The organism is Flavobacterium coralii, from assembly GCF_019891545.1.
Classification (GTDB): Bacteria; Bacteroidota; Bacteroidia; order Flavobacteriales; family Flavobacteriaceae; genus Flavobacterium; species Flavobacterium coralii.
This window is the reverse complement of the sequence record NZ_JAHDIU010000007.1, coordinates 19,631-41,112: the sequence shown is the minus strand read 5'-3', so window position 1 is coordinate 41,112 and position 21,482 is coordinate 19,631. Positions and strand designations below refer to the sequence as shown.

The window sequence follows — 21,482 nt, the reverse complement described above, 5'->3', positions numbered from 1 at the left end:
ACTACTAAATTTTTTTTTATTTAAACAGGTTCGCAATATTCTCGTAATTTTTCTACCAATTCATATACTTTGGTATGCGGACACGCATTTGACACGCTAGTCCCTTCATGTAAAGAATCCAATTCTTTAGCCCAATGTATTGCGCGCTCGATGTTGCAGTTTTTGAAAAGATATTCAACGACCCGTGTGTCGTTTTTTTCATATTTAAATCCTAAGTGATTTGTCAGTTTCTTTATATAATCCGATCTATGTAAAGCTGATTGCAAAAACTCAAAATGGAGAATGTACCATAGCTCAAATGATTGATTAGAATGACCGCTATTAATATCATTTTCTCCTGCTAATCTGACTGCCTCATTATACCTTTCACTGGGGAAGTCATCTTTATCGAATATTGCCCAGGCTTCGTCATAATTCGGAAGAAGTATATTTAATTTTCTTTCCTCCTTTAATTGAATAGCTTTATTAACAATATTAATCGTATTATCGCCCTCTCCTTGTATTTGGATAGTGTCTAATAGCTGCTTTGGTAGCAACTTTTTGAAATAATTGAAATACGCCGGCTCTGTTCTTTCACCTTCGCAGACGATTAGAAAATATTTTCTTTCTTCAAATTTTTCTATATTTTTTGGAGTGGAAACAGAGTTCTCTTTCAGCTCACTTAAAAAGTCGCTGAACGAAAATGAGGCTTTTTTATTTTTCTTTGACATTATTAAATAAACTTTCTAAATCATTAATAAAAGGAATCCCGCCGTATTTTCCACCAAGATAGCTTTCATTGAATAGATTGTCTTTTTCACGAGATTTAAACTCTGCAAGGGTTGTAACTTTTGACGCTCCTTTGAAATCTTTCTCAACAAAATATATTTGGTCTTTTCTTAACATTTCATTATCAAGCAATGCAGTATCATGGCTTGCAACTAATAGTTGGGCTTTTGATTTAATTTGATTTGAATTAAACAATTTTATAATTGCTTTTGATAATAAAGAATGTAACCGAGCATCAAATTCATCAATAATGACAATCCTGCCTTCCAATATTGCGGTTATTAATATTCCTATAATGTTGAAATACTTTTTTGTGCCATCTGATTCAGCTCTGTCAAAAACGAACGGTTCCAATCCAGAAAATTCATTTTTACCATTAAATCTACTGTGAATTGAAATTATCGCTTTAGATTCTGATTCAAATGTTTCCCTAGCCATTTCCCTCATGTTTTCAGGGAATGATTCTTTTATTTCTTCAAATGTAAAAGGGATTTCAAAAAAGTCTATATTGGAAATTCCTAGGTCGGCTCTTTGAATAAATTTATTAACTAAATTTGAGTACTTATCATTATTTAATAAGTCTATTGTTACTTTCCTGTAATTCCTATCGTCGATCCCATGGATATTGAATATTTTATTAAACCACTTATCAATTATTTGTGCTTTTTTTACATTCCATTGGGCAGCGACAGATAAAAATAAAGCATTCTCTCTCGTCCGTTTACTTAAACTATCGGAGTTTTCAAATCTTTTGAAATCAATATCAAATTCTTGATTAATTCTTAAAAAAACAGGATACTCTTTTTTTATTTTGTTTTCTAATAACCACTCTTTATGTATTTTTTTTGTATCAGCTTCAAAACCATATCTGTATTTGGTCTTCCCGATTATGAAACCCATTTCAAATAAACTAGGTTTTCCTTTGTAGAGTTCACTTAGCTTAAATGGTTCGACTTCTATTTCATCGCCAGCTTGGCTTTCTGTGGCAGAATTATTTATAAACCATTTGAAATAATCTATTGCGTTAAGGATTTTTGATTTACCACTAGCATTGTGACCATATAAAAGTATAGATTTTAATAATCGAGAATCGTTAGCGTAAATAACGTTAGAATCTTCATATTGTTCTATTGAACTCGCATTAAAATTCAGTATGACAGGTTCACTGATTGATTTATAGTTCGCAACTTTAAAATATAAAATCATTATTTAATATTTTTTATACAAAAATACAATTTAAGATAGTCTTTTGTAATTGATTTTAAATATAAATTTAATAAAGTAAAAATCTATACCTTTGCCACCGCAATCCCGCCGATAGGGGTTGCACGACATACTGAAAAATAATTTCTTACTTAAATTGTGATAGCATGCAACTGTATAACACTTTAAGCGCAGAAGAAAGGGCCGCCCTTATAGAGGAAAGCGGCAAGCAGCGCCTTACGCTGTCTTTCTACACCTACGCCAACATTACCGACCCACAACAATTTCGCGACGAACTTTTCCTGGCATGGAACAAACTGGATGTGCTTGGGCGCATTTATGTAGCCAAAGAGGGTATTAACGCCCAGCTTTCGCTCCCTGCCGATAACTTCTATGCGTTTAAAGACCACCTTGAAAGTTACGACTTTATGAAAGGCATCCGCCTTAATGTGGCGGTAGAGCAGGATAACCTGTCGTTCCTTAAGTTAACCGTTAAAGTCCGCAATAAAATTGTAGCCGACGGCCTTAACGACGAAACGTTCGACGTAACCAATAAAGGCATTCACCTGAAGGCGAAAGAGTTCAACACCCTGCTGGACGACCCTAATACCATAGTAGTAGACTTCCGTAACCATTACGAGAGCGAAGTGGGCCATTTTAAAGGCGCCATAACCCCTGATGTGGATACCTTCCGTGAGTCGCTGCCCATTATAGAAGAACAGCTTAAAGACCATAAAGAAGATAAAAACCTGCTTATGTACTGCACGGGCGGTATCCGTTGCGAAAAGGCTTCGGCATTTTTTAAGCACAAAGGCTTTAAAAACGTGTACCAGCTTGAGGGCGGTATTATAGAATATACCCGACAAATAAGGGAAGAAGGTATAGAAAGCAAGTTTATAGGTAAAAACTTTGTGTTCGACCACCGTTTGGGCGAGCGCATTACCGAGGATATTATTGCACAGTGCCACCAGTGCGGCAAGCCGTGCGACACGCACACCAACTGTGCTAACGAGGCGTGCCACCTGCTGTTTATTCAGTGTGAGGAGTGTGCCGCCACTATGGAGGGCTGCTGCTCTACCGAATGTGTAGAGGTAATACATCTTCCGGAAGAAGAGCAAAAGGCAAGGCGCAGGGGTATTATGAAGGGTAACCAGGTTTTCAAGAAAGGGAAATCGGCGGCGTTAACCTATAAAAAGTCGGGAGAGGCTATTGGCGATATGCCGCTTGCAGCCGCGCCAAAAGTAAAGCAGGTGCGCAAACGCGAAAGGAAAGTACTTATCGGCAAAGCCGAGCATTATTATACGAAAGCGGGCGTAGGCCAGTTTGCCGCCAATGCCGAAATTAAAACCGGCGACCGCATTCTTATTGCGGGCCCGACAACCGGCAGGCAGGAGCTTGTGGTAGAGGGTATGCGCGTAAACGGTCAGCCCGGCGATGTAGCCCAAAGCGGTGACAAGGTTACGATAAATGTGCCGTTCCGCGTAAGGTTGTCAGATAAGCTGTACAGGCTGCTGGATTAGTATCTGCACATTAAATTGATACCGTATAAAGCCCCTGCCGCAAGGCGGGGGCTTTTTTTATCCCCCGCTGAAAGCGTAAGGTAATATAAGTTGCGGTAAGCAGTTATAAATCAACGGGCAAGCACCATATTGCCCGGGCTTTTGCATTTTCGGCTTTTAACATAAAAAAATACTATCTTTACCCACTTAAACGATTATGACAACAGAGTAGCGGCTATGGCCGCGACCACTATATATATTTAAATTTATGGCATGTACAAATTGTTCTACGGGTTCTAAAGACGGAACACCGAGAGGATGTAAAAATAACGGGACCTGCGGAACGGACAGTTGCAATAAGCTTTCGGTTTTCGACTGGCTGAGCAACATGAGCCTGCCCGGGGGCCAGGCACCTTTTGATTGTGTAGAGGTGCGTTTTAAGAACGGACGTAAAGAGTTTTTCCGCAATACAGAGAATTTAACGTTAAGCATAGGCGATATTGTAGCTACAGAGGCTTCTCCGGGGCACGATATCGGTATTATAAGCTTAACCGGCGAGCTGGTTAAGATACAGATGAAAAAGAAGGGGGTTAACCCTGAAGGCGAAGTGCCCAAGCTGTACCGCAAAGCAAGCCAGAAGGACATTGATGTGTGGCGCGAGGCACGAGAGCGCGAAGAACCGATGAAGGTTACAGCGCGTGAGCTTGCCATACGCCTTAACCTTGAAATGAAAATATCGGATATTGAGTTTCAGGGCGATGGCAGCAAGGCTACGTTTTATTATACCGCAAATGACAGGGTCGATTTCCGACAGCTTATTAAAGATTACGCACGCGAGTTCGGCATCAGGATAGAAATGAAGCAGGTGGGCTTCCGCCAGGAGGCTTCACGCCTTGGTGGTGTGGGTTCCTGCGGGCGCGAACTGTGCTGCTCTACCTGGCTGACAGATTTCAGGAGTGTAAATACTTCGGCGGCGCGCTACCAGCAGCTTTCGCTAAACCCGCAAAAACTGGCAGGGCAGTGCGGCAAGCTTAAATGCTGCCTTAATTATGAGCTTGATACTTATCTTGACGCTATTAAAGGCCTTCCGGATCTTGATACAAAATTATATACTGAGAAAGGCGATGCCTACTGCCAAAAGGTAGATATCTTTAAAGGGCACATGTGGTTTGCCTATGCAAATGATACTGCGCACTGGCACATGATCTCGGCCGAGCAGGTTAAGGAGATTGTAGAGCTTAACAAGAACAGGCAAAAAGTAGCTTCGTTAGAAGACTTTGTGCTTGAGGTGGCCTCATCTGAAGAAGAGGTTGAAAAGAACTTCCAGAATGCCGTGGGGCAGGACAGCCTTACGCGCTTTGATAAGCCCAAGCGCCGCAAAAAGCCGGGCAATAAAAACAAGAAACATTCCGTTACAGCAGAGCCGGGTAATAAAGAAGACAGGCCTGCAAGAGAAAAACAGAACAGGGATAATAACAACAATAACAGCAATGTTATAAAACCGGCAAGAGAAGGCGGCAGGCCACAGGGCGGCGGTAAAAATAAAAAGTTCAGGAATAAGAATAATAACAATCCAAAAAAGCAAAATCCGGGGAATGAAAATAAGGCATAGCATTTTTTTATTTGCGGCTTTACTGCTGTTTTGCTCGTGTGATAAAAAGCGCGTATTTGATGAATATAAGGAGTTTGACGGAACCTGGAATAAAGACAGCATAGTATCTTTTGAGTTTGAGCAGCAGGATACCGTAAAGCTGTATAACATGTTTATCAACATCAGGAATAATAATGATTACCCGTTCAGTAACCTGTACCTTATTGTAGAAATGCAGGAGCCGGGAACGGATGTTACCCAAGTTGACACACTGGAGTACCAGATGGCTGAAGCCGATGGCACACTTTTGGGAGAGGGAATGACGGATATTAAAGAAAGCAAGCTCTGGTATAAAGAAAAGCAGCGTTTCCCCACGCCGGGCAAGTATAAGGTAAACATACAGCAGGCGGTAAGAGAAGCAGGCCAGGTACCGGGCGTACAGGAGCTTGAAGGAGTTATGGAAGTTGGATTTCGCATAGAGACTACAGAATAATACAATGGCAACAAATAAATCAAATAATACTGCCGGCAATACATTTTTTAAATACATAAAAATGTTCTGGACAATATTCATTGTCGGCTTTTTATCGGTAATACTTTTTTTCCTTCTGGCGTCATGGGGTGCCCTGGGGCATATGCCAACGTTTGACCAGTTGGAAAATCCCGACAGTAATGTGGCAACAGAGATTATTTCTTCTGACGGGGTTACCATCGGTAAATTTTACCTTGAAAACCGTACTCCGGTTAAGTATGCCGATTTGCCACAGCACCTTGTGCAGGCACTGGTAGCAACCGAAGATGAACGTTTTTACGACCATAGTGGTATTGATGCCCGCGGTACGCTAAGAGCGGTGTTTACACTTGGTGGCAGCGGTGGTGCCAGTACCATTACCCAACAGCTTGCAAAAAACCTTTTTCATGGTGAAGGTTCTAGGAATATTTTAGAGCGTGTTATACAAAAAGGCAAAGAATGGGTTATAGCGGTAAGGCTGGAAAGGCAATATACTAAGCAGGAAATCATTGCCATGTATCTTAATACGGTAGATTTTGTTCATAGTGCAGTAGGAATACGCTCTGCAGCTAAAACCTATTTTGGTAAAGAGCCGAAAGATCTTAGTGTAGAAGAGTCAGCTGTTATTGTAGGAATGCTTAAAAATCCTTCACAATTAAATCCGCAATCGCACGAGCAGGCTTCTTTTGCAAGGCGTAATGTTGTCTTAGGACAAATGGTTAAGAACGGGTTTTTAAAACCAGAAATAAAAAATAAACTTGTTACAGAATCTATTAAGCTCGATTTTAACCCTGAAAACCATAACGAAGGAATAGCTACTTATTTTAGGGAATACCTGCGCGACTTCATGAAAAAATGGGTTAAGGAACACCCTAAAGAAGACGGAAGCGAATATGATATATACCGTGACGGCCTTAAAATATATGTTACGTTAGATTCGCGCATGCAAAAATATGCCGAAGAAGCGGTACAAGATCACCTCGCAAACCTTCAGGAAGAATTTTTCATAGGCCAGAAGAAAAATGAAAACGCACCATTTGTAAGGATATCTGAAGATGAAACCAAGCGGATACTCGACCGTGCCATGAAAAACAGCGAACGCTGGAGAATAATGAGCGAAGCGGGTAAGAGTGAGGACGAGATACGTGCATCATTCAACAAAAAAACAGAAATGCGTGTGTTTAGCTGGAAAGGCGAACGCGATACTATAATGACCCCATTAGACTCTATACGCTATTACAAGCACTTCCTTCAGGCGGGGCTTATGAGTATGGATCCTGAAACCGGACAGGTTAAGGCATGGGTGGGCGGTATAGACCACAAACATTTTAAGTACGACCACGTAGAGCAGGGTGCAAGGCAGGTAGGCTCTACCTTTAAGCCTTTTGTATATGCCACCGCTATAGAGCAGTTGCACTATACACCTTGTGATACTATTATAGATTCACCATTCAGTATGCCTAAAGGTAAGTATGGTATTGATGCCGACTGGCACCCGCAAAACTCGAACGGGAAGTTTGAAGGCCCGGTTACGCTAAAATATGCACTGGCACATTCTATAAATACCGTTTCTGCCAAGCTTATAGACCAGGTTGGGCCTAAAGCAGTGGTTGACCTTACCAAGAAACTGGGTATAACATCCAACATACCGGAGCAGCCTGCAATTGCGCTTGGCGCTGCCGAAATTACCGTAAGGGAAATGGTGGCGGCCTACAGTACCTTTGCCAATAAGGGAATGTATATTAAGCCTATGGTTATTACACGCATAGAAGATAAGAATGGAGTAGAGCTTTTCCGTAATGCTCCTGTTACACGCGAGGTAATGAGCAAAGATGTGGCTTATGCTGTGATTAAACTACTGGAAGGCGTAACCGAGACAGGTTCGGGCGGAAGGCTGAGATGGGGCGGTGCCGGTGGTACAGGCTATCACCGTATGACGGGTTATCCGTATGCCCTTACTAACCCTATAGCCGGTAAAACAGGAACAACACAAAACCAAAGCGACGGCTGGTTTATGGGTATGGTGCCTAACCTGGCAACAGGTGTGTGGGTAGGTAACGAAGACCGTTCGGCACACTTTAAGAGCCTTACCTACGGGCAGGGCGCTACCATGGCATTGCCGATATGGGGTATCTTCATGAAAAAGTGCTATGCGGACGACAACCTGAATGTGTCTCAAAAACCGTTTGAGCGGCCTGATAATCTTTCTATTAAAGTAGATTGCTGGAAGCCTGCCGTGAAAGATACCACCGATGTGGAACTCGAAATAGATGAATTTAACTTTTAATAGTGAACGCCTTCAAAAGAAGGCGTTTTTTTATATATTTATACGCTAAAATTAAAATTAATTGTATGATTAATAAAAAAATACAAAACGTTGAAGATGCGCTTAAAGGTATAGAAGATGGTATGACCATTATGCTTGGCGGTTTCGGGCTTTGCGGTATTCCCGAAAACAGCATAGCCGAACTGGTTAGGAAGAATGTAACTAACCTTACCTGTATATCTAACAATGCAGGAGTTGACGATTTTGGGCTTGGGTTGCTTTTACAAAAAAAGCAAATCAAAAAAATGATATCATCATACGTAGGCGAGAATGCCGAATTTGAAAGGCAGATGCTAAGCGGCGAGCTTGAAGTGGAACTTACGCCACAGGGAACTCTTGCGGAAAAATGCCGCGCCGCACAGGCTGGGATACCCGCATTTTATACCCCTGCAGGTTATGGTACCGAAGTAGCCGAAGGAAAAGAATCGCGCGAATGGAACGGCAAGATGCACATACTGGAAGAAGCTTATAAAGCCGATTTTGCCATAGTTAAGGCATGGAAGGGCGACGAGGCAGGAAACCTTATATTTAAGGGTACTGCGCGTAACTTTAATGCATGTATGGCGGGTGCTGCAAAAATCACCATTGCCGAAGTGGAAGAATTAGTCCCGGCAGGTGAGCTTGACCCTAACCAGATACACATACCCGGCATTTTTGTGCAGCGTATTTTTAAAGGCGAAAAGTATGAAAAAAGGATAGAACAACGTACAACCAGACAACGCAACTAGTATGGCAATAGGAAAAGAGCAAATAGCAAAACGTATAGCAAAAGAAGTAAAAGACGGTTACTATGTAAACCTTGGGATTGGTATTCCTACCCTTGTGGCAAATTATGTACGCGACGATATTTCAGTTGAATTCCAGAGTGAGAATGGTGTTCTGGGCATGGGTCCGTTTCCTTTTGAAGGCGAGGAGGATGCCGACATAATCAACGCAGGTAAGCAAACCATTACCACATTGCCCGGCGCGTCATTCTTTGATTCGGCGCTTAGCTTCGGTATGATACGTGCCCAAAAGGTTGACCTTACCATACTTGGCGCTATGGAAGTAGCAGAGAATGGTGATATTGCCAACTGGAAAATTCCGGGTAAAATGGTAAAAGGTATGGGTGGCGCTATGGATTTAGTTGCTTCTGCCGAGAATATCATTGTGGCAATGATGCACGTTAACAAAGCAGGCGAAAGCAAGCTGCTGAAGCGCTGCACACTGCCGCTTACAGGTGTTGGCTGCGTAAAAAAAGTAGTAACAGAGCTTGCGGTACTTGAAATTGTACCGGAAGGCTTTAAATTGTTGGAGCGTGCACCTGGTGTAACTGTAGAAGATATAAAAAAGGCTACCGAAGGAAACCTTATTATAGAAGGCGATATCCCTGAAATGGTTATAGATTAGTGCACCATTATATATACACAAAAGCCTGCTAATCATTAGCAGGCTTTTGTGTTATTCTACGGTAATTTCATCAATAAAGATAAAAGATTCACCGCCATGTCCTTGGTGCCAGTCAGGAAGCGTGCCATAATTGTAGGCTTTAATTTTTATGTAGCGGGCTTTTATACCATCGGCAGTAATGCTGAAGTTTTCTATTTGCGTGTTATAGTCGTCTGCCGGAATGGTATTATCAACACTGCCAATAAGCTTAAAATCTTTGTTATTATCACTGGTATAATACTCCACTTTTACAGGCATAAGTATCCAGGAACGGCTGTCCTGTAAAAAGTTGGCAGCTATACTGCTTACAGGCATTTGTTTTTGAAGGTCTATTACCGCTTCAAAGTCCTGCCCCTGGTAGCCCTGCCAGTCGCCCTTGCGCCAGTTACCGTCGCCATAAATACCGTCTGTAAGCCCATCAGCCCCGCCTGCATGGTATTGACGGTTGTATTCAGACAGTAGCCTCACGGTGTAGTCATTTGGCTTCTTAACAAAGTTTGCCGTTACCACATGGCTTATAGTCCTGCCTTTCTCTGCATATGCGCGAATCTGGCAGCTTTCGGTTACCTCAAATGGCCCGGTATATTCTTCGAAGGTACGGCTTTCATGTTCATTACTTTCTGTATTGATGATGTAATACATTTTGTCAGCACCAAAAGGAGCTTTCATTTCAACCTGCATACTGCCTTTAAAAGCTTTTCCACCTGCAAGCACTACAGGCACAGGAACAATATCTGTTGCTGATGAATCTATTACCGATGTCGGCCTGCCTCGGTACTCTTCTTCTGTGTAATTTAAGAAACGCAAGTTATCAACAGGCATTACTTTTCCTGTAGTTTTGGTGGTACCATCTTCTAAATGGATAACAGTGTTTTCAAAATAGGGTTGTACAGGCGTCCAGATCTTCTTACCGGGCGTAACGGGATAAATCCCCATACTGCTCAACACATACCACGCGCTCATCTGCCCGCAGTCTTCATTACCAATAAGCCCGTCGGGCGAATTTTTATAAAAGTTATCAAGTATGTAATGTACTTTCTCTTTTGTTTTGTCAGGTTTATCTACATAGTAGTACAGGTATGCCATGTGGTGGCTCGGCTCGTTGCCGTGTGCATACTGCCCTATAAGGCCTGTAACATCTGCCTGCTCGCGTCCTGTGGTTTGGCTGGGAGCGTTAAACATTTCGTCAAGCTTGGCTTCAAAGGCGTCAGCACCGCCATAGGCTTCAATCATTCCTTCTATATCCTGCGGCACAAAAAAACTGTATTGCCAACTATTGCCTTCAGTAAAGTTATTGTTTACTTCGCGAGGGTCAAACGGTGTGTCCCAACCGCCGTTCTTTTTAGGGCGCATGTGCTTAACTTCGGGGTCAAATATATTCTTCCAGTACTGAGAGCGTTTCATAAAGAATAGGTAATCATCATTTTCTCCCAACATCTGCGCCATTTGCGCGATGCACCAGTCGTCATAGGCATATTCAAGGGTCTTAGATACGCTTTCATGCTCATCGTCAATACTAATGAAACCCTGGTATTTATAGGCATTAAGCCCGAAATGCTCCTGCATGGCGCTGTGCCTTGCCGCCTCATACGCTTTTTGGTAGTCAAACCCTTTAATGCCTTTTGCCATAGCATCGGCTATTACAGAAACAGAGTGATAGCCAATCATGCAGTCGGTTTCATTGCTGGCCAGTTCCCAAACCGGCAGCCTGCCGCCCTGCTCATATTGCTTAATAAAAGTATTAATATAATCGGCAGTACGCTTTTTATCTATAAGCGTGTAAAGCGGATGCGCGGCACGAAAAGTATCCCACAGAGAGAATACGGTATAATAATCAAAACCTTCGGCTTTGTGTATTTCATTATCGCGTCCGCGGTACATACCATCAACGTCCATAGCAATGTTAGGCTGCATCATGGTGTGGTACAGCGCGGTATAAAAGATGGCGAGTTTATCTTTATCCGATGAGGTCACTTCTATTTTAGAAAGCTCTTCATTCCAAAGTTTCTCGGCAGCTTTTTTGGTTTTTTTAAAGTTCCATTTTGGCAATTCGGCTTTCATATTCTTTGCTGCACCCTCATAACCTGTGGGCGATAGCGCTACTTTTACAAGCAGCTTCTCACCTTTTTTAACCTCGGTACTAAAACTTAGCGCGAGCAACGAACCGGCAAAAAAAGTATCGGTAGTTTTGGCAGGGGCAAAAGCATTGTTGTTTACGGCAGTAACCTTCATAGGCTTGCTGAACTCTATTCGCGCATATACATACTGGTTTCGCGCCCATGCCTCGCTTTGGCGAAGTACCTCAATGGTTTTAGCATCAATGATGCGGACTTCACCCATCAGCAGGTGGTCGCGGTGGTTAAGGTCGAGTACTATATTGGCCTGCCCTTTTTTGCTGAAGGTATATTGGTGAAGCCCAACGCGCTGTGTTGCGGTAAACGCTGCTTTTATAGCATCATCATCAAGCAGTACGCTATAGTAACCCGCACTCGCGGTTTCATTGTCATGAGAAAAGGTTGAGGAATACTCTTTTTTGTCAAGGCTGGGTTCGCCCATAGTTGGCATCAGCATAATATCGCCATAGTCTGATACACCTGTGCCGTTAAGGTGGGTATGCGAAAACCCGTAAATGATATTGTCGGAATAATGATAGCCGCTGCAACCGTCCCAACTGCCATCTATACGTGTGTCGGGGCTTAGCTGCACCATCCCATGTGGCACTGTAGCCCCGGGAAATGTATGCCCGTGTCCACCTGTACCGATAAACGGGTTAACGTATTTGTGGTATTCCTGAGCGGGTGCAGTTATGGCAGTAAGCAGTGCGATAGCCAACAGCAGTTTTTTCATTGCATGTATTGTTATGTTCAGCATGTTGTTTGCAGTGTACTAAGATAACGAATTTAGATGCTGTTTCTTGTTTAAAGTAGCACGCTTTGCGCGGCCACTGCCTCTCATCTGGTTCTATTTAGCCAGTACGCCGTCCTTGTAAATTACAGGGACTTCGGTAAGGTTATCTGTACTGATGCTGCCCGCAGTAAAGCTGAAGTTTTTATCATATAGTGTATTTCCTTTAAAAAAGGTTACCATAAAGTTGTTGTTAAGCTCCAGCACGCTTTCCTCTAATATTTCAATCTTTACGGCTGTGTTGGCAGGAACTTCGGTAAATGCGTGGCGCATGGTGCTTGTTTTGCGTTCTTCGCCGTTAATCAGCCCGCTCGCGTTGCTTACCACAATGGCGGTTTCCAGTTTTTCATCGCTGTCATTAACCAGGTAGGCATACCAGGTGTTTTCCATAAAATCGTCATTCCACTCCTGCAGCGCAGCTACATATACATTTTCTACTTTCGGGATAACAATATCTTTTTTCATTTCTTTAATATACTTTTTACGGGTTAGGTTTTACCTTTACTATAAACACTTTACAGATGAAATATTTACAATTAATATGCCTGTTTGCCTTATTGGGGCTGACAGCCTGCAAAGATGGCAAAAATGCCGCTGATGCGCAAAACAAGCCTGCACCTTCGGCAGAAGCATCCGGACTGGAAAACGATAAAGCGCCCAATATGCATAACAGCGAAAACGCCCTCGACTGGCCCGGTAAATACAGCGGCGTACTACCTTGTTGGCAAGGATGCGATGGTTACAAGCACGTGATTGAACTGCATAATGACAATACCTATGCTTTATGGCTGCAACAACTGGGGCAGGAAAAAGAACCAAGAGAAATTAAAGGCAGCTTTACATGGAATGAAGAAGGAACAATTATTACCCTTGATGCAGAGGGTGACCACCTTAAATTCAGGGTAATGGAGAACATGCTAAAAAAGCTGGATAAGTTTGGCAATGAAGAGCAGGGTGCGCCACAAGCGCGGTACCAGCTTCGTAAGATTCAGTAAAAAAGGCTCGTAAAAACGAGCCTATTGAATTATATCGTAGCCTTAAACTGTTCTAAGAAACGCACATCGTTTTCATAAAACATACGGATGTCGCTTATCTGGTACAGCAGCATGGCAATACGCTCTATGCCCATACCAAATGCAAAACCGTTATACTTGGTATCGTCTATGCCGCAGTTCTTCAAAACATTAGGGTCAACCATACCGCAGCCCATAATTTCCAGCCAGCCGGTACCTTTTGTAATGCGGTAGTCGGTTTCAGTTTTAAGCCCCCAGTAAATATCTACCTCGGCGCTTGGTTCTGTAAAGGGGAAATAACTCGGGCGCAGGCGTATCTTGCTCTTGCCGAACATTTCTTTGGTAAAATATAATAATGTCTGCTTCAGGTCGGCAAACGAAACATCTTTATCTATATACAGTCCTTCAATCTGGTGGAAGATACAGTGTGAGCGCGATGAGATAGCCTCATTACGGAACACCCTTCCCGGAGATATGGTACGGATGGGCGGCTTGTTATTTTCCATATAGCGTACCTGTACCGATGAGGTATGCGTGCGCAGCAGCACATCAGGGTTGGTTTGTATAAAAAAGGTGTCCTGCATATCGCGTGCCGGATGGTATTCCGGCAGGTTAAGCGCGGTAAAGTTATGCCAGTCATCTTCAATTTCAGGGCCTTCACTTACGTTAAAGCCTATGTTAGAGAAAATGTCTATAATTTGGTTCTTAACGATAGAGATAGGGTGGCGGGAGCCAATAGTAAAAGGCTCGCCGGGGCGCGTAAGGTCGCCATAAATGCCTTTAGCCTCTTCCTTGCTTTCCATGGCTTCGGTAAGGTCTTTTACCTTGTCCTGCGCCGCATTTTTAAGGCCGTTGATTACCTGCCCGAATTCTTTCTTCTGCTCGTTAGGCACGTTTTTAAATTCGGCAAGAAAATCATTTACAATTCCTTTCTTACCCAGGAATTTTATACGGAATGCTTCCAGTTCTTCTTTGCTCTGCGTGCTGAAAGCTTCGGCTTCGGCTATATACCCTTTAATCTTATCTATCATTGTTATTCAGTAAAGCGAATGCAAATTTAGGCATTTTAAAAATGTTGTGCCATTAATTAAACTTAGAAAGCATATGAACTCCGCTAAAATTTGCTTCCGGTAGTAACTATGTCAACAATACACCGATTGTTATAATTATCACCCACGACACCTATCCATGAAAGTTTGCCATTAATCGAAACTATTTTTAGCTTGCAATCCTGGCTACCACAAGATATGGCGAACACGTGATATAATTCGTTGTTTATATCATCTGCCAAGTAAAGCTTATTTCCAATTTGCTTCAATCGCCTTGCTACCTGAATACTGCCATTCCTTATAGCTGTAACATAAAAAAAATCAAGACCATTCTCTTCCGATTCCTGTTTTTTAACGGCTATATTTTGAAATTTCAACGGACAAACGTTATTAAGTCTACACGATTTAATTATCGCCTCACTTAAGTTTCTGGATAGAAAATTTTTAAAGGATATTGTATCAATTAAAATTTCAATTCTGTCTTTTCTTATTTCAGCAAAAACTTCCTTTTGTTTATCCGCCGAATTGTTTTGTCCAAAAACAGATAACCAGATAAGCAATAATAGCACCGAAGAAACAATATGTTTATGAGGCATATAGTAGTTTTTCAATAGTAAATATAAAATAATTACTACTCAATTACCCCTTTCTCGATAAAATAATCCACTATAGCGCCTTTCATTAAAACTGACTGTTCGCCGGCTTTAAGTGCAGGCAGTTGCTCTTTTACAGTATAATGGGGCCAGCCGTCTTCATCAAAATAGTCAAATTCATAATAACCATATGGTTCCAGCAGGCGGCAAATAGCAATGTGCATCAGGTTCACCTTTTCATCTTTCTTAAACTTGCGGTTAAACTTACCCAGTTCCTGCACCCCTATCAGGTAAATAATAGCATCAAGGTCAAGCGTTTCGCCATCGGCAAAGCGGTTAGATAATATTGTTACAAGCTGTTCCCAGCGTTCTTTCAGTTGTTCGTCGCGCGACATATATCATGTTTATAAGCGCAAAGATAGTGCGTTTGCATTTAATGCCGCCTGCTTTTTGGTTTGCATAATCGGCAGGGAAAGTTAACTTTGCCTTATGGCGGTTATAGACATATTTATCGGGCTTGCCCTGCTGTACGGACTCATCCGCGGTATGTGGAAAGGCCTCTTTGCCGAGCTTGCCGCATTACTCTCGCTGGCACTTGGGCTTTATGCGGCTATAAAGTTTTCGGGCTATATGGGCAACTGGCTAAACGGCGTTTTTGGCTGGGAAGACAAATACATTAAAATAGCTGCCTTTATCCTCACGTTTGCTATCGTTGTGGTAGTGGTAACCGTAATGGGACGTGTGTTTACCAAAATGGCCGGACTGGTTATGATGGGCTGGCTCAACAGGTTGCTGGGCGGATTGTTTGGGCTCATTAAATGGGCACTGATAGTAAGTGTGCTGCTCAACTTTTTTCTACAGATGAACAGCAGCAATGCACTTGCAGATGAAGCCACCCTTCAAAAATCTGTTTTCTTTTACCCGGTACTAAAGGTTTCTCGAACCCTGTACCCGGTATTGGAAGAATGGGTTGCCGACTTTAAAGATGCCGCAGCAGAGCCTGACACCGAAGAAAGGTCGACAGACGAGAAACCCATTGAAGGACTTGACAGGTCAGTTTGATACAATTTGAGAATTGATTAATCTGAAGATTTGAAAATGTACTAACTGTTTTCCATTCCGAGCTTGCCGAGGAATCTTAATCTTCATATTTCCAAATCGATTTATTATTTAATTTCTCGGATAGCATCTTTAATTATCCAGCCTTCGCTGTCGTCTTCAAGTTTAATTTTCTTGTAATTGCCTAACGTTTCTTCTACAAAAACCTTTGTGCCTTCGTGCAGTATGAAAGCATCGGTTGCGGTATCATTAGGTTCGCTCTTTACCGACACCACCTCATCAAATACTATTGCCGGGCGTTCTTTATTGCTTTCCGATTTTACAAAAACTGCCGAGAGTACCGATACCACTATTGCAACCAGCGCAACCAACATGGCAACAAAGAAAATCCTCTTTAAAAGCGTAGTGCCCGAAAAGTAGTAACTTATAAAAAACAGCAGGAAAAATACAGAGCCTCCAATGGCTGCCCATGCCCAGGTATCATAATGATAACTGCCGGTAAAATTATACAGCATTTTACTAAAGCCCACCTGCGGCACTGCCTCAATGTTATCAATGGTCATTTTGCGGGCGTAGTCCAGGTTTATTTTAGTGTCTTTGTCATTCGGCTTTAATAGTAACGACTTTTCGTAATTGTAAATAGCAGGTGCTACCTTATTCATTTTATAGTAAGCATTGCCAAGGTTAAAATAGACCTCAGCCGACTCCTGTCCGTTTTTTAATATGCTTTCATAACTTTCGGCTGCTTCTTTATATTTACCCTGGCGGTATAGCTCGTTGCCTTTTTCAAATGCCTGCTGCGCCCAGCCGTGCAGGGTAATAAATAGTGCAAGTATATATATCAGTTTCTTCATTCTTGGGTAACTATACATAATACGTACTAAATTTCTTTTTCAAGCTTAGTTATTACTTTAACGGCATTGTCATAATCCTGCTGCATGGCTGCCCCGCTTGATGGCGCATACCTGGCAAACTCGCAACTGTTCATTATCTTAATGAACTCCTCAACCGTTTCGGCTTTAGCGCCTCTTGTAAGCAGAAGCTCCTGTATATTAGGTTTCGTCATTTCAGATGTTTCAATGTTCAGCTTTGCTTTCAGGAAGTTGTGCAGGGCTTTTTCCATCGCCACATAAAACGGTTCTTTGTTGCCCAGTTGCTTTTTGGCTTCACCCAGGTATTTTTTGGCAAGCCTGTTGTTTTTGCGTATGCGGTTGCCTGTAACATCGTTATCTCGTGCCTGCTTTTGCCTTTTTGCCAGTACTATAAATGGTATTGCAAGGAAAGGTGCAAAAAGCAGCACATAGAATAATCCCGAACCAAAAAAGTCTTTTTGGCCTATAGGCTTAAGAGATGTAGCAAGATCAACAAAGCGGAACTGCTCCCTTGTTTTTACATCCTGCTTTGCTGTGCCAGAGCCCATAGCGGTAGCATCGCCCCCGGCAGATACAGGCCCGTCCTGCACATCTATCATAATTTCATCAGATGTGATGGTTTTATACCTGCCTGCCGAAGTATCAAAATAAGAGAACGACATTGCTTTTACAGGATACTTGCCTTTATTTTGCGGAATGATGGTATAATTATCAGATATGCTGCCGCGCATGCCGCTAAGCGGTATTGAGATGTTTTCCCTATGCTCAGGGTCATACATTTCAAGAGCAGATGGCACTACGGGCTTAGGCAATGTAAAGAGTTTAAGGTTGCCCGTACCGCTTACAGATACATTTAGTTGTAACGATTCGCCTGCATTAAGCTTTGTTTTATTCGGCGTTACCTTAAAGTCGAATTTACCCACTGCACCGTTAAAATCTGCCGGCCTGCCGTTTTCCGGCAACGGTTTTACATTGATGTATTTGGTACCACTCGACATATTTTTGTTAACCTGCGTCATGAACTGGTTCCCGAAAAAGTCCCTGCGGCCTGTCGGCACATCAATAGTCAGTTCAAGAGTAAGCGGCTCAATCTCAAGCCTGCCGCTTTTTTGCGGGTACAGCACAACCCTTTTAAGCACCACATAACGATAGCTTTCACCATTATAAGTACCCTGCTGCACGCCATTATCTTTAACGGGTATATCCTGGCTCCAGAAGTCGTTAAACTGCGGTACATCTACCTGGCGGGTGCCACGCACGCTGGCATTTGGGCTTACATATAATTTGTAAACCACGCTTATAGGTTCATTTACATACGGGTTGGTGTCACTTACCTCTGCCACTACATGTATGCCTTCGCCTGCGTCCTGTTGGGGTGCGTTAGGATCATTGGCATTTTTTACGGCTGCGGTAACAGTAACCTTAAAAGGTATGGTTTTATAGGTTTCACCATTAATTTCGATACTTGCCTGCCCAACGGTAAAGGTACCCCGTGCTGTTGGCGTAAGCACATAGGTATAGGTTTTACTAAAGGTACGCTTGCCGTTTACCCACGAGTTGCTTATCATTTGGCTTGGTCCCGATGCCCTGAAACCCTCAAACGAAGGCGGGTTAAAGTTATCGCCGTCCTCATTCATGGTAAACTCCACCCTGAGGCGCTCGTTAACGCCCAGCGTGGTTTTACTCGGAACCGCTTTAAATTCTACCTGCTGGGCAAGAACTGCCTGCAGGCACAACAGCAATAATAGTAAGATGTGTTTTTTCATTGCTTTCTCTAATCCTTAATCTGAAAACAGTTTCAAATCAGTATCAATCATCAGGCCGTTACCAGTCTTTTTCAGGCTGTTTGGGCTGCACCTTTACTTTTCGTGCGTTAACCTTGTCCTGTATCTTTTTTTCTTCATTGTTCATGGCATCCAGCAGGTTTTCCATGCGCTGCCTGCCCGGGCTTGGGCCATCCTGCTCCTGCTCGCCACCGTCGCCTGCTTTATCTTCTTTGTCTTTGCCCTGGCTTTTATCTTTTTGATCGCCTTTGTCCTTGTTGTTATCTTTATCTTTCTGGTCGCCCTTGTCTCCTTTATCCTTATTGTCGCCACCGCCACCGCCGCCCTGGTCTTTCGGCTGCTTGCTTTTGTCCTGCTTGTCTTTCTGGTCCTTGTTCTGGTCCTGCGGAGGCTGCGGCTTGGGCGGGTTTTCTTTCAGCATCTTTTTGGCAAGGGCAAAGTTATAACGGGTTTCCTCGTCATACGGGTTATTGCGTAAGGCATTCTTATAGGCTTCCACTGCTTTTTGATAATCTTTTGTCTTCATCAGCACATTGCCTATATTATGATATGCCTTATGCTTTAGCGACTTGTCGTCAGAGCCTTCTACCGCTTTAAGATAGGCATAGGCAGCCTCAATTTCCTGCCCCTGCCTGTAAATGGCATTACCCAGATTATAAGATGCTTTGTTGTTGCCCTGGTTTTGAGATTGTGCTATCCGGTAATTGGCTTCTGCCGAGGCATACTCTTTATCGTTATACTGCCTGTTACCCTTTGGCAGGTATTTTTTATCTTCTTCCTGTGAAAAAGCAAGCACTGCCATCAGCAGCATAATGTATGTAAATGAGGTTTTCAGCTTCATTGTTCTTTTTCGTTAAACAGGTTAAGTTTCCTAATCCACGCTGTGCGTTTTTCCAGCATAAAAATTTCGAGGAACAGCAAAACAAAAGCCGCTCCTAAAAACCATTGAAACTGCGACTCATACAGTGATATTTCTTTCGACTCAAATTCTGTCTTTTCTACGTTCTCAAGTGCTTTAGACACATATTGCTCTACATCGCGTGTGCTGCCGCCATAAACGTAGCCTCCCTGTGTGGCTTCGGCTATTGCTTTAAGCTCGTTGGGGTACATTTTTGTAACCACCACCTCGCCATTATTATCACGCTTAAAGCTCTCTGTAATACCGTTTCGCTTTAGCGGAATGGGGCCGCCCTTTTCGGTACCCACGCCCACGGTTATTATTTTAATGCCTTTTTCTTTTGCCAGCCTTGCCGCTTCAATACTGTCCTGCCCGTGGTCTTCACCGTCAGATACCAATATAACCAGCTTGCTGGTTTGCGGGTCGTCAAAAAAAGTAGTTGCAAGCTCCAGCGCCTCGCTTATGGCAGTACCCTGAGAGGAAACCATATCGGTATTCATGTTTTGCAGGAACATTTTAGCCACGCTGTAATCTGACGTTATGGGTAAAACAGGGTAGGCGCTCCCGGCATAGCCCACTATACCAATCCTGTCGTTACCCAATTCGTTTATTATTTGCGATACTATCTGCTTCGACTTTTCGAGCCTGCTTGGCGCAACATCTTCTGCCAGCATACTCTTAGATACATCTATGGCAAACACAATATCAATACCCTCGCGTTTAACGGTTTCGGTCTTGGTACCTATTTTAGGGTTTACCAGCGCAATAATTATGCCTGACAGCCCAAGCAGTATAAATGCCAGCTTTAACGCAGGCTTAAATACCGAACGCTCCGGCGTTAGCCGTTTTACAAGCTCGGTATTGCCAAACTCGCGCTGTTTTTTGCGCTGCCACCACAGGTTGATGAGGTACAGCAGCACCAGCACGGGCACTATGCCTAAAAGATACAGGTATTTGGGTTCGTCTAATTCGTACATGGTTAAATAAAGCTTCTGTAAACGGTTTTTCTAAGCAGTACCTCTGCAAGCAGCAGCCCTAGCGCGGCTAATACCCACGGGCGGTACTTTTCGTCATAATTATAAAACTTCTCTTCGTTTATCTCGGTAGTTTCCAGCTTGTTTATCTCGTCATAAATAGCCTTTAGCTTGCTGTTGCTTGTTGCCCTGAAGTACTGCCCGTCGGTAGTTTTGGCAATTTCCTTCATCAGCGATTCGTCTATCTCCACTTTCATCATCTGGTATAAAAAGCGGCCGTCATCAGTTTTAGCATAGGGGAACATAGCGTTGCCGTTTGTACCGATGCCAATGGTATATACTTTAATGTCATACTCTTTAGCTATTTCGGCAGCCATGCGCGGGTCTATAAAACCGGCATTGTTAACCCCGTCTGTAAGCAGTATTATTACCTTGCTTTTTGCCTTGCTTTCCTTAAGGCGGTTAATGGCTGTAGCAAGGCCTACACCAATACCGGTACCATCCTGTAAAACGGTATCGTCATACTTAACCGATTGTATTGCCTGTTTGACAAGTTCTTTATCGCTGGTTACGGGAGTTTTGGTGTAACTCTCCCCGGCATAAACAACAAGCCCTATCCTGTCGTTAGGGCGGTTATCTACAAAGGTGGCGGCTACATCTTTAAGGGCTTCAAGGCGGTTAGGCTTAAGGTCTTTGGCAAGCATACTGCCCGAAACGTCCATTGCCATAACAATATCGATACCTCTTGTTGTACGTATTTTGCTGCTTACATCTACACTGCGCGGGCGGGCAAGTGCTACTATCATGGCGCTGAGTGCCAGCAGCCGCAGTACGAACAATGCAGGTTTTAATTTTGCTAATAAAGAAGGGGCAGCCTTAAAGCCGTTTAGCGTGCTTATGGTGAGCGTTGCCGTTTGCTGTTTCCTTTTCCAGATGTACCAGCCTATTGCCGCAGGGAGCAGCAGGAACAGCCAAAACATTTGAGGATGTAAAAAAGTAACGTCTCCCAT

Annotated in this window: 20 protein-coding genes; 8 read left to right on the top strand and 12 right to left on the bottom strand. The window is 43.1% G+C overall.

The window, feature by feature from the left end; translation table 11 throughout:
• Positions 1–20: 20 nt before the first annotated feature.
• Both KJK34_RS10985 and KJK34_RS10980 read right to left on the bottom strand, forming a co-directional pair.
• On the bottom strand, positions 21–710 hold the full coding sequence (locus KJK34_RS10985; protein ID WP_223053933.1) for an RloB family protein: 690 nt from the start codon (positions 708–710) through the stop codon (positions 21–23).
• Complete coding sequence (locus KJK34_RS10980) at positions 694–1,974, bottom strand: AAA family ATPase (RefSeq protein ID WP_223053932.1); 1,281 nt, start codon at positions 1,972–1,974, stop codon at positions 694–696. The genes KJK34_RS10985 and KJK34_RS10980 overlap by 17 nt, the downstream gene beginning before the upstream one ends.
• Before the next feature lie 164 nt (positions 1,975–2,138).
• Here KJK34_RS10980 and trhO point away from each other — a divergent pair, with 164 nt between their 5' ends.
• The 6 genes from trhO to KJK34_RS10950 all read left to right on the top strand — a co-directional run bounded on the left by trhO (position 2,139) and on the right by KJK34_RS10950 (position 9,287).
• Positions 2,139–3,491, top strand: a complete 1,353-nt coding sequence (trhO, locus tag KJK34_RS10975) for an oxygen-dependent tRNA uridine(34) hydroxylase TrhO (protein ID WP_223053931.1) — start codon at positions 2,139–2,141, stop codon at positions 3,489–3,491.
• Between the two features lie 247 nt (positions 3,492–3,738).
• Complete coding sequence (locus KJK34_RS10970; RefSeq protein ID WP_223053930.1) at positions 3,739–5,082, top strand: PSP1 domain-containing protein; 1,344 nt, start codon at positions 3,739–3,741, stop codon at positions 5,080–5,082.
• Positions 5,066–5,554, top strand: a complete 489-nt coding sequence (locus KJK34_RS10965) for a gliding motility lipoprotein GldH (protein ID WP_223053929.1) — start codon at positions 5,066–5,068, stop codon at positions 5,552–5,554. The genes KJK34_RS10970 and KJK34_RS10965 overlap by 17 nt, the downstream gene beginning before the upstream one ends.
• A gap of 4 nt (positions 5,555–5,558) precedes the next feature.
• The gene (locus KJK34_RS10960; RefSeq protein ID WP_223053928.1) at positions 5,559–7,859 is read left to right on the top strand and encodes a penicillin-binding protein 1A; all 2,301 of its coding nucleotides are present in this window, start codon (positions 5,559–5,561) and stop codon (positions 7,857–7,859) included.
• Between the two features lie 65 nt (positions 7,860–7,924).
• Positions 7,925–8,626: a CoA transferase subunit A gene (locus KJK34_RS10955; protein WP_223053927.1), complete on the top strand. Its 702-nt coding sequence runs from the start codon at positions 7,925–7,927 to the stop codon at positions 8,624–8,626.
• A gap of 1 nt (position 8,627) precedes the next feature.
• The gene (locus tag KJK34_RS10950; RefSeq protein WP_223053926.1) at positions 8,628–9,287 is read left to right on the top strand and encodes a 3-oxoacid CoA-transferase subunit B; all 660 of its coding nucleotides are present in this window, start codon (positions 8,628–8,630) and stop codon (positions 9,285–9,287) included.
• Between the two features lie 51 nt (positions 9,288–9,338).
• On the opposite strand, the gene KJK34_RS10945 is transcribed toward KJK34_RS10950, so the two are convergent.
• Together KJK34_RS10945 and KJK34_RS10940 are read right to left on the bottom strand one after the other, a co-directional pair.
• Positions 9,339–12,173, bottom strand: a complete 2,835-nt coding sequence (locus KJK34_RS10945; protein WP_223053925.1) for a GH92 family glycosyl hydrolase — start codon at positions 12,171–12,173, stop codon at positions 9,339–9,341.
• 114 nt (positions 12,174–12,287) lie between these two features.
• Positions 12,288–12,695 carry a hypothetical protein gene (locus KJK34_RS10940; RefSeq protein ID WP_223053924.1) on the bottom strand — a complete coding sequence of 136 codons (408 nt, stop codon included), beginning with the start codon at positions 12,693–12,695 and terminating at the stop codon, positions 12,288–12,290.
• Positions 12,696–12,751: 56 nt separating this feature from the next.
• On the opposite strand from KJK34_RS10940, the gene KJK34_RS10935 reads away from it, so the two are divergent.
• Positions 12,752–13,225 carry a copper resistance protein NlpE gene (locus KJK34_RS10935; RefSeq protein ID WP_223053923.1) on the top strand — a complete coding sequence of 158 codons (474 nt, stop codon included), beginning with the start codon at positions 12,752–12,754 and terminating at the stop codon, positions 13,223–13,225.
• A 29-nt stretch (positions 13,226–13,254) separates the two neighbouring features.
• Here the strand turns inward: KJK34_RS10935 and pheS are convergent, their stop codons facing one another.
• The 3 genes from pheS to KJK34_RS10920 form a co-directional block, all read right to left on the bottom strand.
• On the bottom strand, positions 13,255–14,274 hold the full coding sequence (gene pheS, locus KJK34_RS10930; protein WP_223053922.1) for a phenylalanine--tRNA ligase subunit alpha: 1,020 nt from the start codon (positions 14,272–14,274) through the stop codon (positions 13,255–13,257).
• Positions 14,275–14,357: 83 nt separating this feature from the next.
• Positions 14,358–14,888 (bottom strand): hypothetical protein, encoded by a 531-nt coding sequence (locus KJK34_RS10925; RefSeq protein ID WP_223053921.1) that lies wholly within the window; start codon positions 14,886–14,888, stop codon positions 14,358–14,360.
• 35 nt (positions 14,889–14,923) lie between these two features.
• Positions 14,924–15,280: a hypothetical protein gene (locus KJK34_RS10920; RefSeq protein ID WP_223053920.1), complete on the bottom strand. Its 357-nt coding sequence runs from the start codon at positions 15,278–15,280 to the stop codon at positions 14,924–14,926.
• Between the two features lie 94 nt (positions 15,281–15,374).
• On the opposite strand from KJK34_RS10920, the gene KJK34_RS10915 reads away from it, so the two are divergent.
• A complete protein-coding gene (locus KJK34_RS10915; RefSeq protein WP_223053919.1) occupies positions 15,375–15,947 on the top strand; it encodes a CvpA family protein in 573 nt (190 codons plus the stop codon).
• Positions 15,948–16,051: 104 nt separating this feature from the next.
• Here the strand turns inward: KJK34_RS10915 and KJK34_RS10910 are convergent, their stop codons facing one another.
• Genes KJK34_RS10910 through KJK34_RS10890 form a run of 5 tightly spaced genes read right to left on the bottom strand, consistent with a single transcriptional unit; the run spans position 16,052 to position 21,482 of the window.
• A complete protein-coding gene (locus KJK34_RS10910; RefSeq protein WP_223053918.1) occupies positions 16,052–16,798 on the bottom strand; it encodes a tetratricopeptide repeat protein in 747 nt (248 codons plus the stop codon).
• A gap of 26 nt (positions 16,799–16,824) precedes the next feature.
• Positions 16,825–18,582 carry a BatD family protein gene (locus KJK34_RS10905; RefSeq protein ID WP_223053917.1) on the bottom strand — a complete coding sequence of 586 codons (1,758 nt, stop codon included), beginning with the start codon at positions 18,580–18,582 and terminating at the stop codon, positions 16,825–16,827.
• A 58-nt stretch (positions 18,583–18,640) separates the two neighbouring features.
• Positions 18,641–19,441 carry a tetratricopeptide repeat protein gene (locus tag KJK34_RS10900; RefSeq protein WP_223053916.1) on the bottom strand — a complete coding sequence of 267 codons (801 nt, stop codon included), beginning with the start codon at positions 19,439–19,441 and terminating at the stop codon, positions 18,641–18,643.
• On the bottom strand, positions 19,438–20,475 hold the full coding sequence (locus KJK34_RS10895; protein WP_223053915.1) for a VWA domain-containing protein: 1,038 nt from the start codon (positions 20,473–20,475) through the stop codon (positions 19,438–19,440). Before KJK34_RS10895 ends, KJK34_RS10900 begins: the two co-directional genes overlap by 4 nt.
• A 2-nt stretch (positions 20,476–20,477) precedes the next feature.
• Positions 20,478–21,482: a vWA domain-containing protein gene (locus KJK34_RS10890; protein ID WP_223053914.1), complete on the bottom strand. Its 1,005-nt coding sequence runs from the start codon at positions 21,480–21,482 to the stop codon at positions 20,478–20,480.

Excerpts from the sequence above, each read along its gene's own strand:
- KJK34_RS10910 (WP_223053918.1), bottom strand. The coding sequence starts at position 16,798 with ATGAAGAAACTGATATATATACTTGCACTATTTATTACCCTGCACGGC.
- KJK34_RS10985 (WP_223053933.1), bottom strand. The coding sequence starts at position 710 with ATGTCAAAGAAAAATAAAAAAGCCTCATTTTCGTTCAGCGACTTTTTA.
- KJK34_RS10905 (WP_223053917.1), bottom strand. The coding sequence starts at position 18,582 with ATGAAAAAACACATCTTACTATTATTGCTGTTGTGCCTGCAGGCAGTT.
- KJK34_RS10960 (WP_223053928.1), top strand. The coding sequence starts at position 5,559 with ATGGCAACAAATAAATCAAATAATACTGCCGGCAATACATTTTTTAAA.
- KJK34_RS10920 (WP_223053920.1), bottom strand. The coding sequence starts at position 15,280 with ATGTCGCGCGACGAACAACTGAAAGAACGCTGGGAACAGCTTGTAACA.
- KJK34_RS10925 (WP_223053921.1), bottom strand. The coding sequence starts at position 14,888 with ATGCCTCATAAACATATTGTTTCTTCGGTGCTATTATTGCTTATCTGG.
- KJK34_RS10945 (WP_223053925.1), bottom strand. The coding sequence starts at position 12,173 with ATGAAAAAACTGCTGTTGGCTATCGCACTGCTTACTGCCATAACTGCA.
- KJK34_RS10895 (WP_223053915.1), bottom strand. The coding sequence starts at position 20,475 with ATGTACGAATTAGACGAACCCAAATACCTGTATCTTTTAGGCATAGTG.
- KJK34_RS10900 (WP_223053916.1), bottom strand. The coding sequence starts at position 19,441 with ATGAAGCTGAAAACCTCATTTACATACATTATGCTGCTGATGGCAGTG.
- KJK34_RS10915 (WP_223053919.1), top strand. The coding sequence starts at position 15,375 with ATGGCGGTTATAGACATATTTATCGGGCTTGCCCTGCTGTACGGACTC.
- KJK34_RS10955 (WP_223053927.1), top strand. The coding sequence starts at position 7,925 with ATGATTAATAAAAAAATACAAAACGTTGAAGATGCGCTTAAAGGTATA.
- KJK34_RS10940 (WP_223053924.1), bottom strand. The coding sequence starts at position 12,695 with ATGAAAAAAGATATTGTTATCCCGAAAGTAGAAAATGTATATGTAGCT.
- KJK34_RS10970 (WP_223053930.1), top strand. The coding sequence starts at position 3,739 with ATGGCATGTACAAATTGTTCTACGGGTTCTAAAGACGGAACACCGAGA.
- pheS (WP_223053922.1), bottom strand. The coding sequence starts at position 14,274 with ATGATAGATAAGATTAAAGGGTATATAGCCGAAGCCGAAGCTTTCAGC.
- KJK34_RS10965 (WP_223053929.1), top strand. The coding sequence starts at position 5,066 with ATGAAAATAAGGCATAGCATTTTTTTATTTGCGGCTTTACTGCTGTTT.
- KJK34_RS10935 (WP_223053923.1), top strand. The coding sequence starts at position 12,752 with ATGAAATATTTACAATTAATATGCCTGTTTGCCTTATTGGGGCTGACA.
- KJK34_RS10950 (WP_223053926.1), top strand. The coding sequence starts at position 8,628 with ATGGCAATAGGAAAAGAGCAAATAGCAAAACGTATAGCAAAAGAAGTA.
- KJK34_RS10980 (WP_223053932.1), bottom strand. The coding sequence starts at position 1,974 with ATGATTTTATATTTTAAAGTTGCGAACTATAAATCAATCAGTGAACCT.
- trhO (WP_223053931.1), top strand. The coding sequence starts at position 2,139 with ATGCAACTGTATAACACTTTAAGCGCAGAAGAAAGGGCCGCCCTTATA.
- KJK34_RS10890 (WP_223053914.1), bottom strand. The coding sequence starts at position 21,482 with ATGGGAGACGTTACTTTTTTACATCCTCAAATGTTTTGGCTGTTCCTG.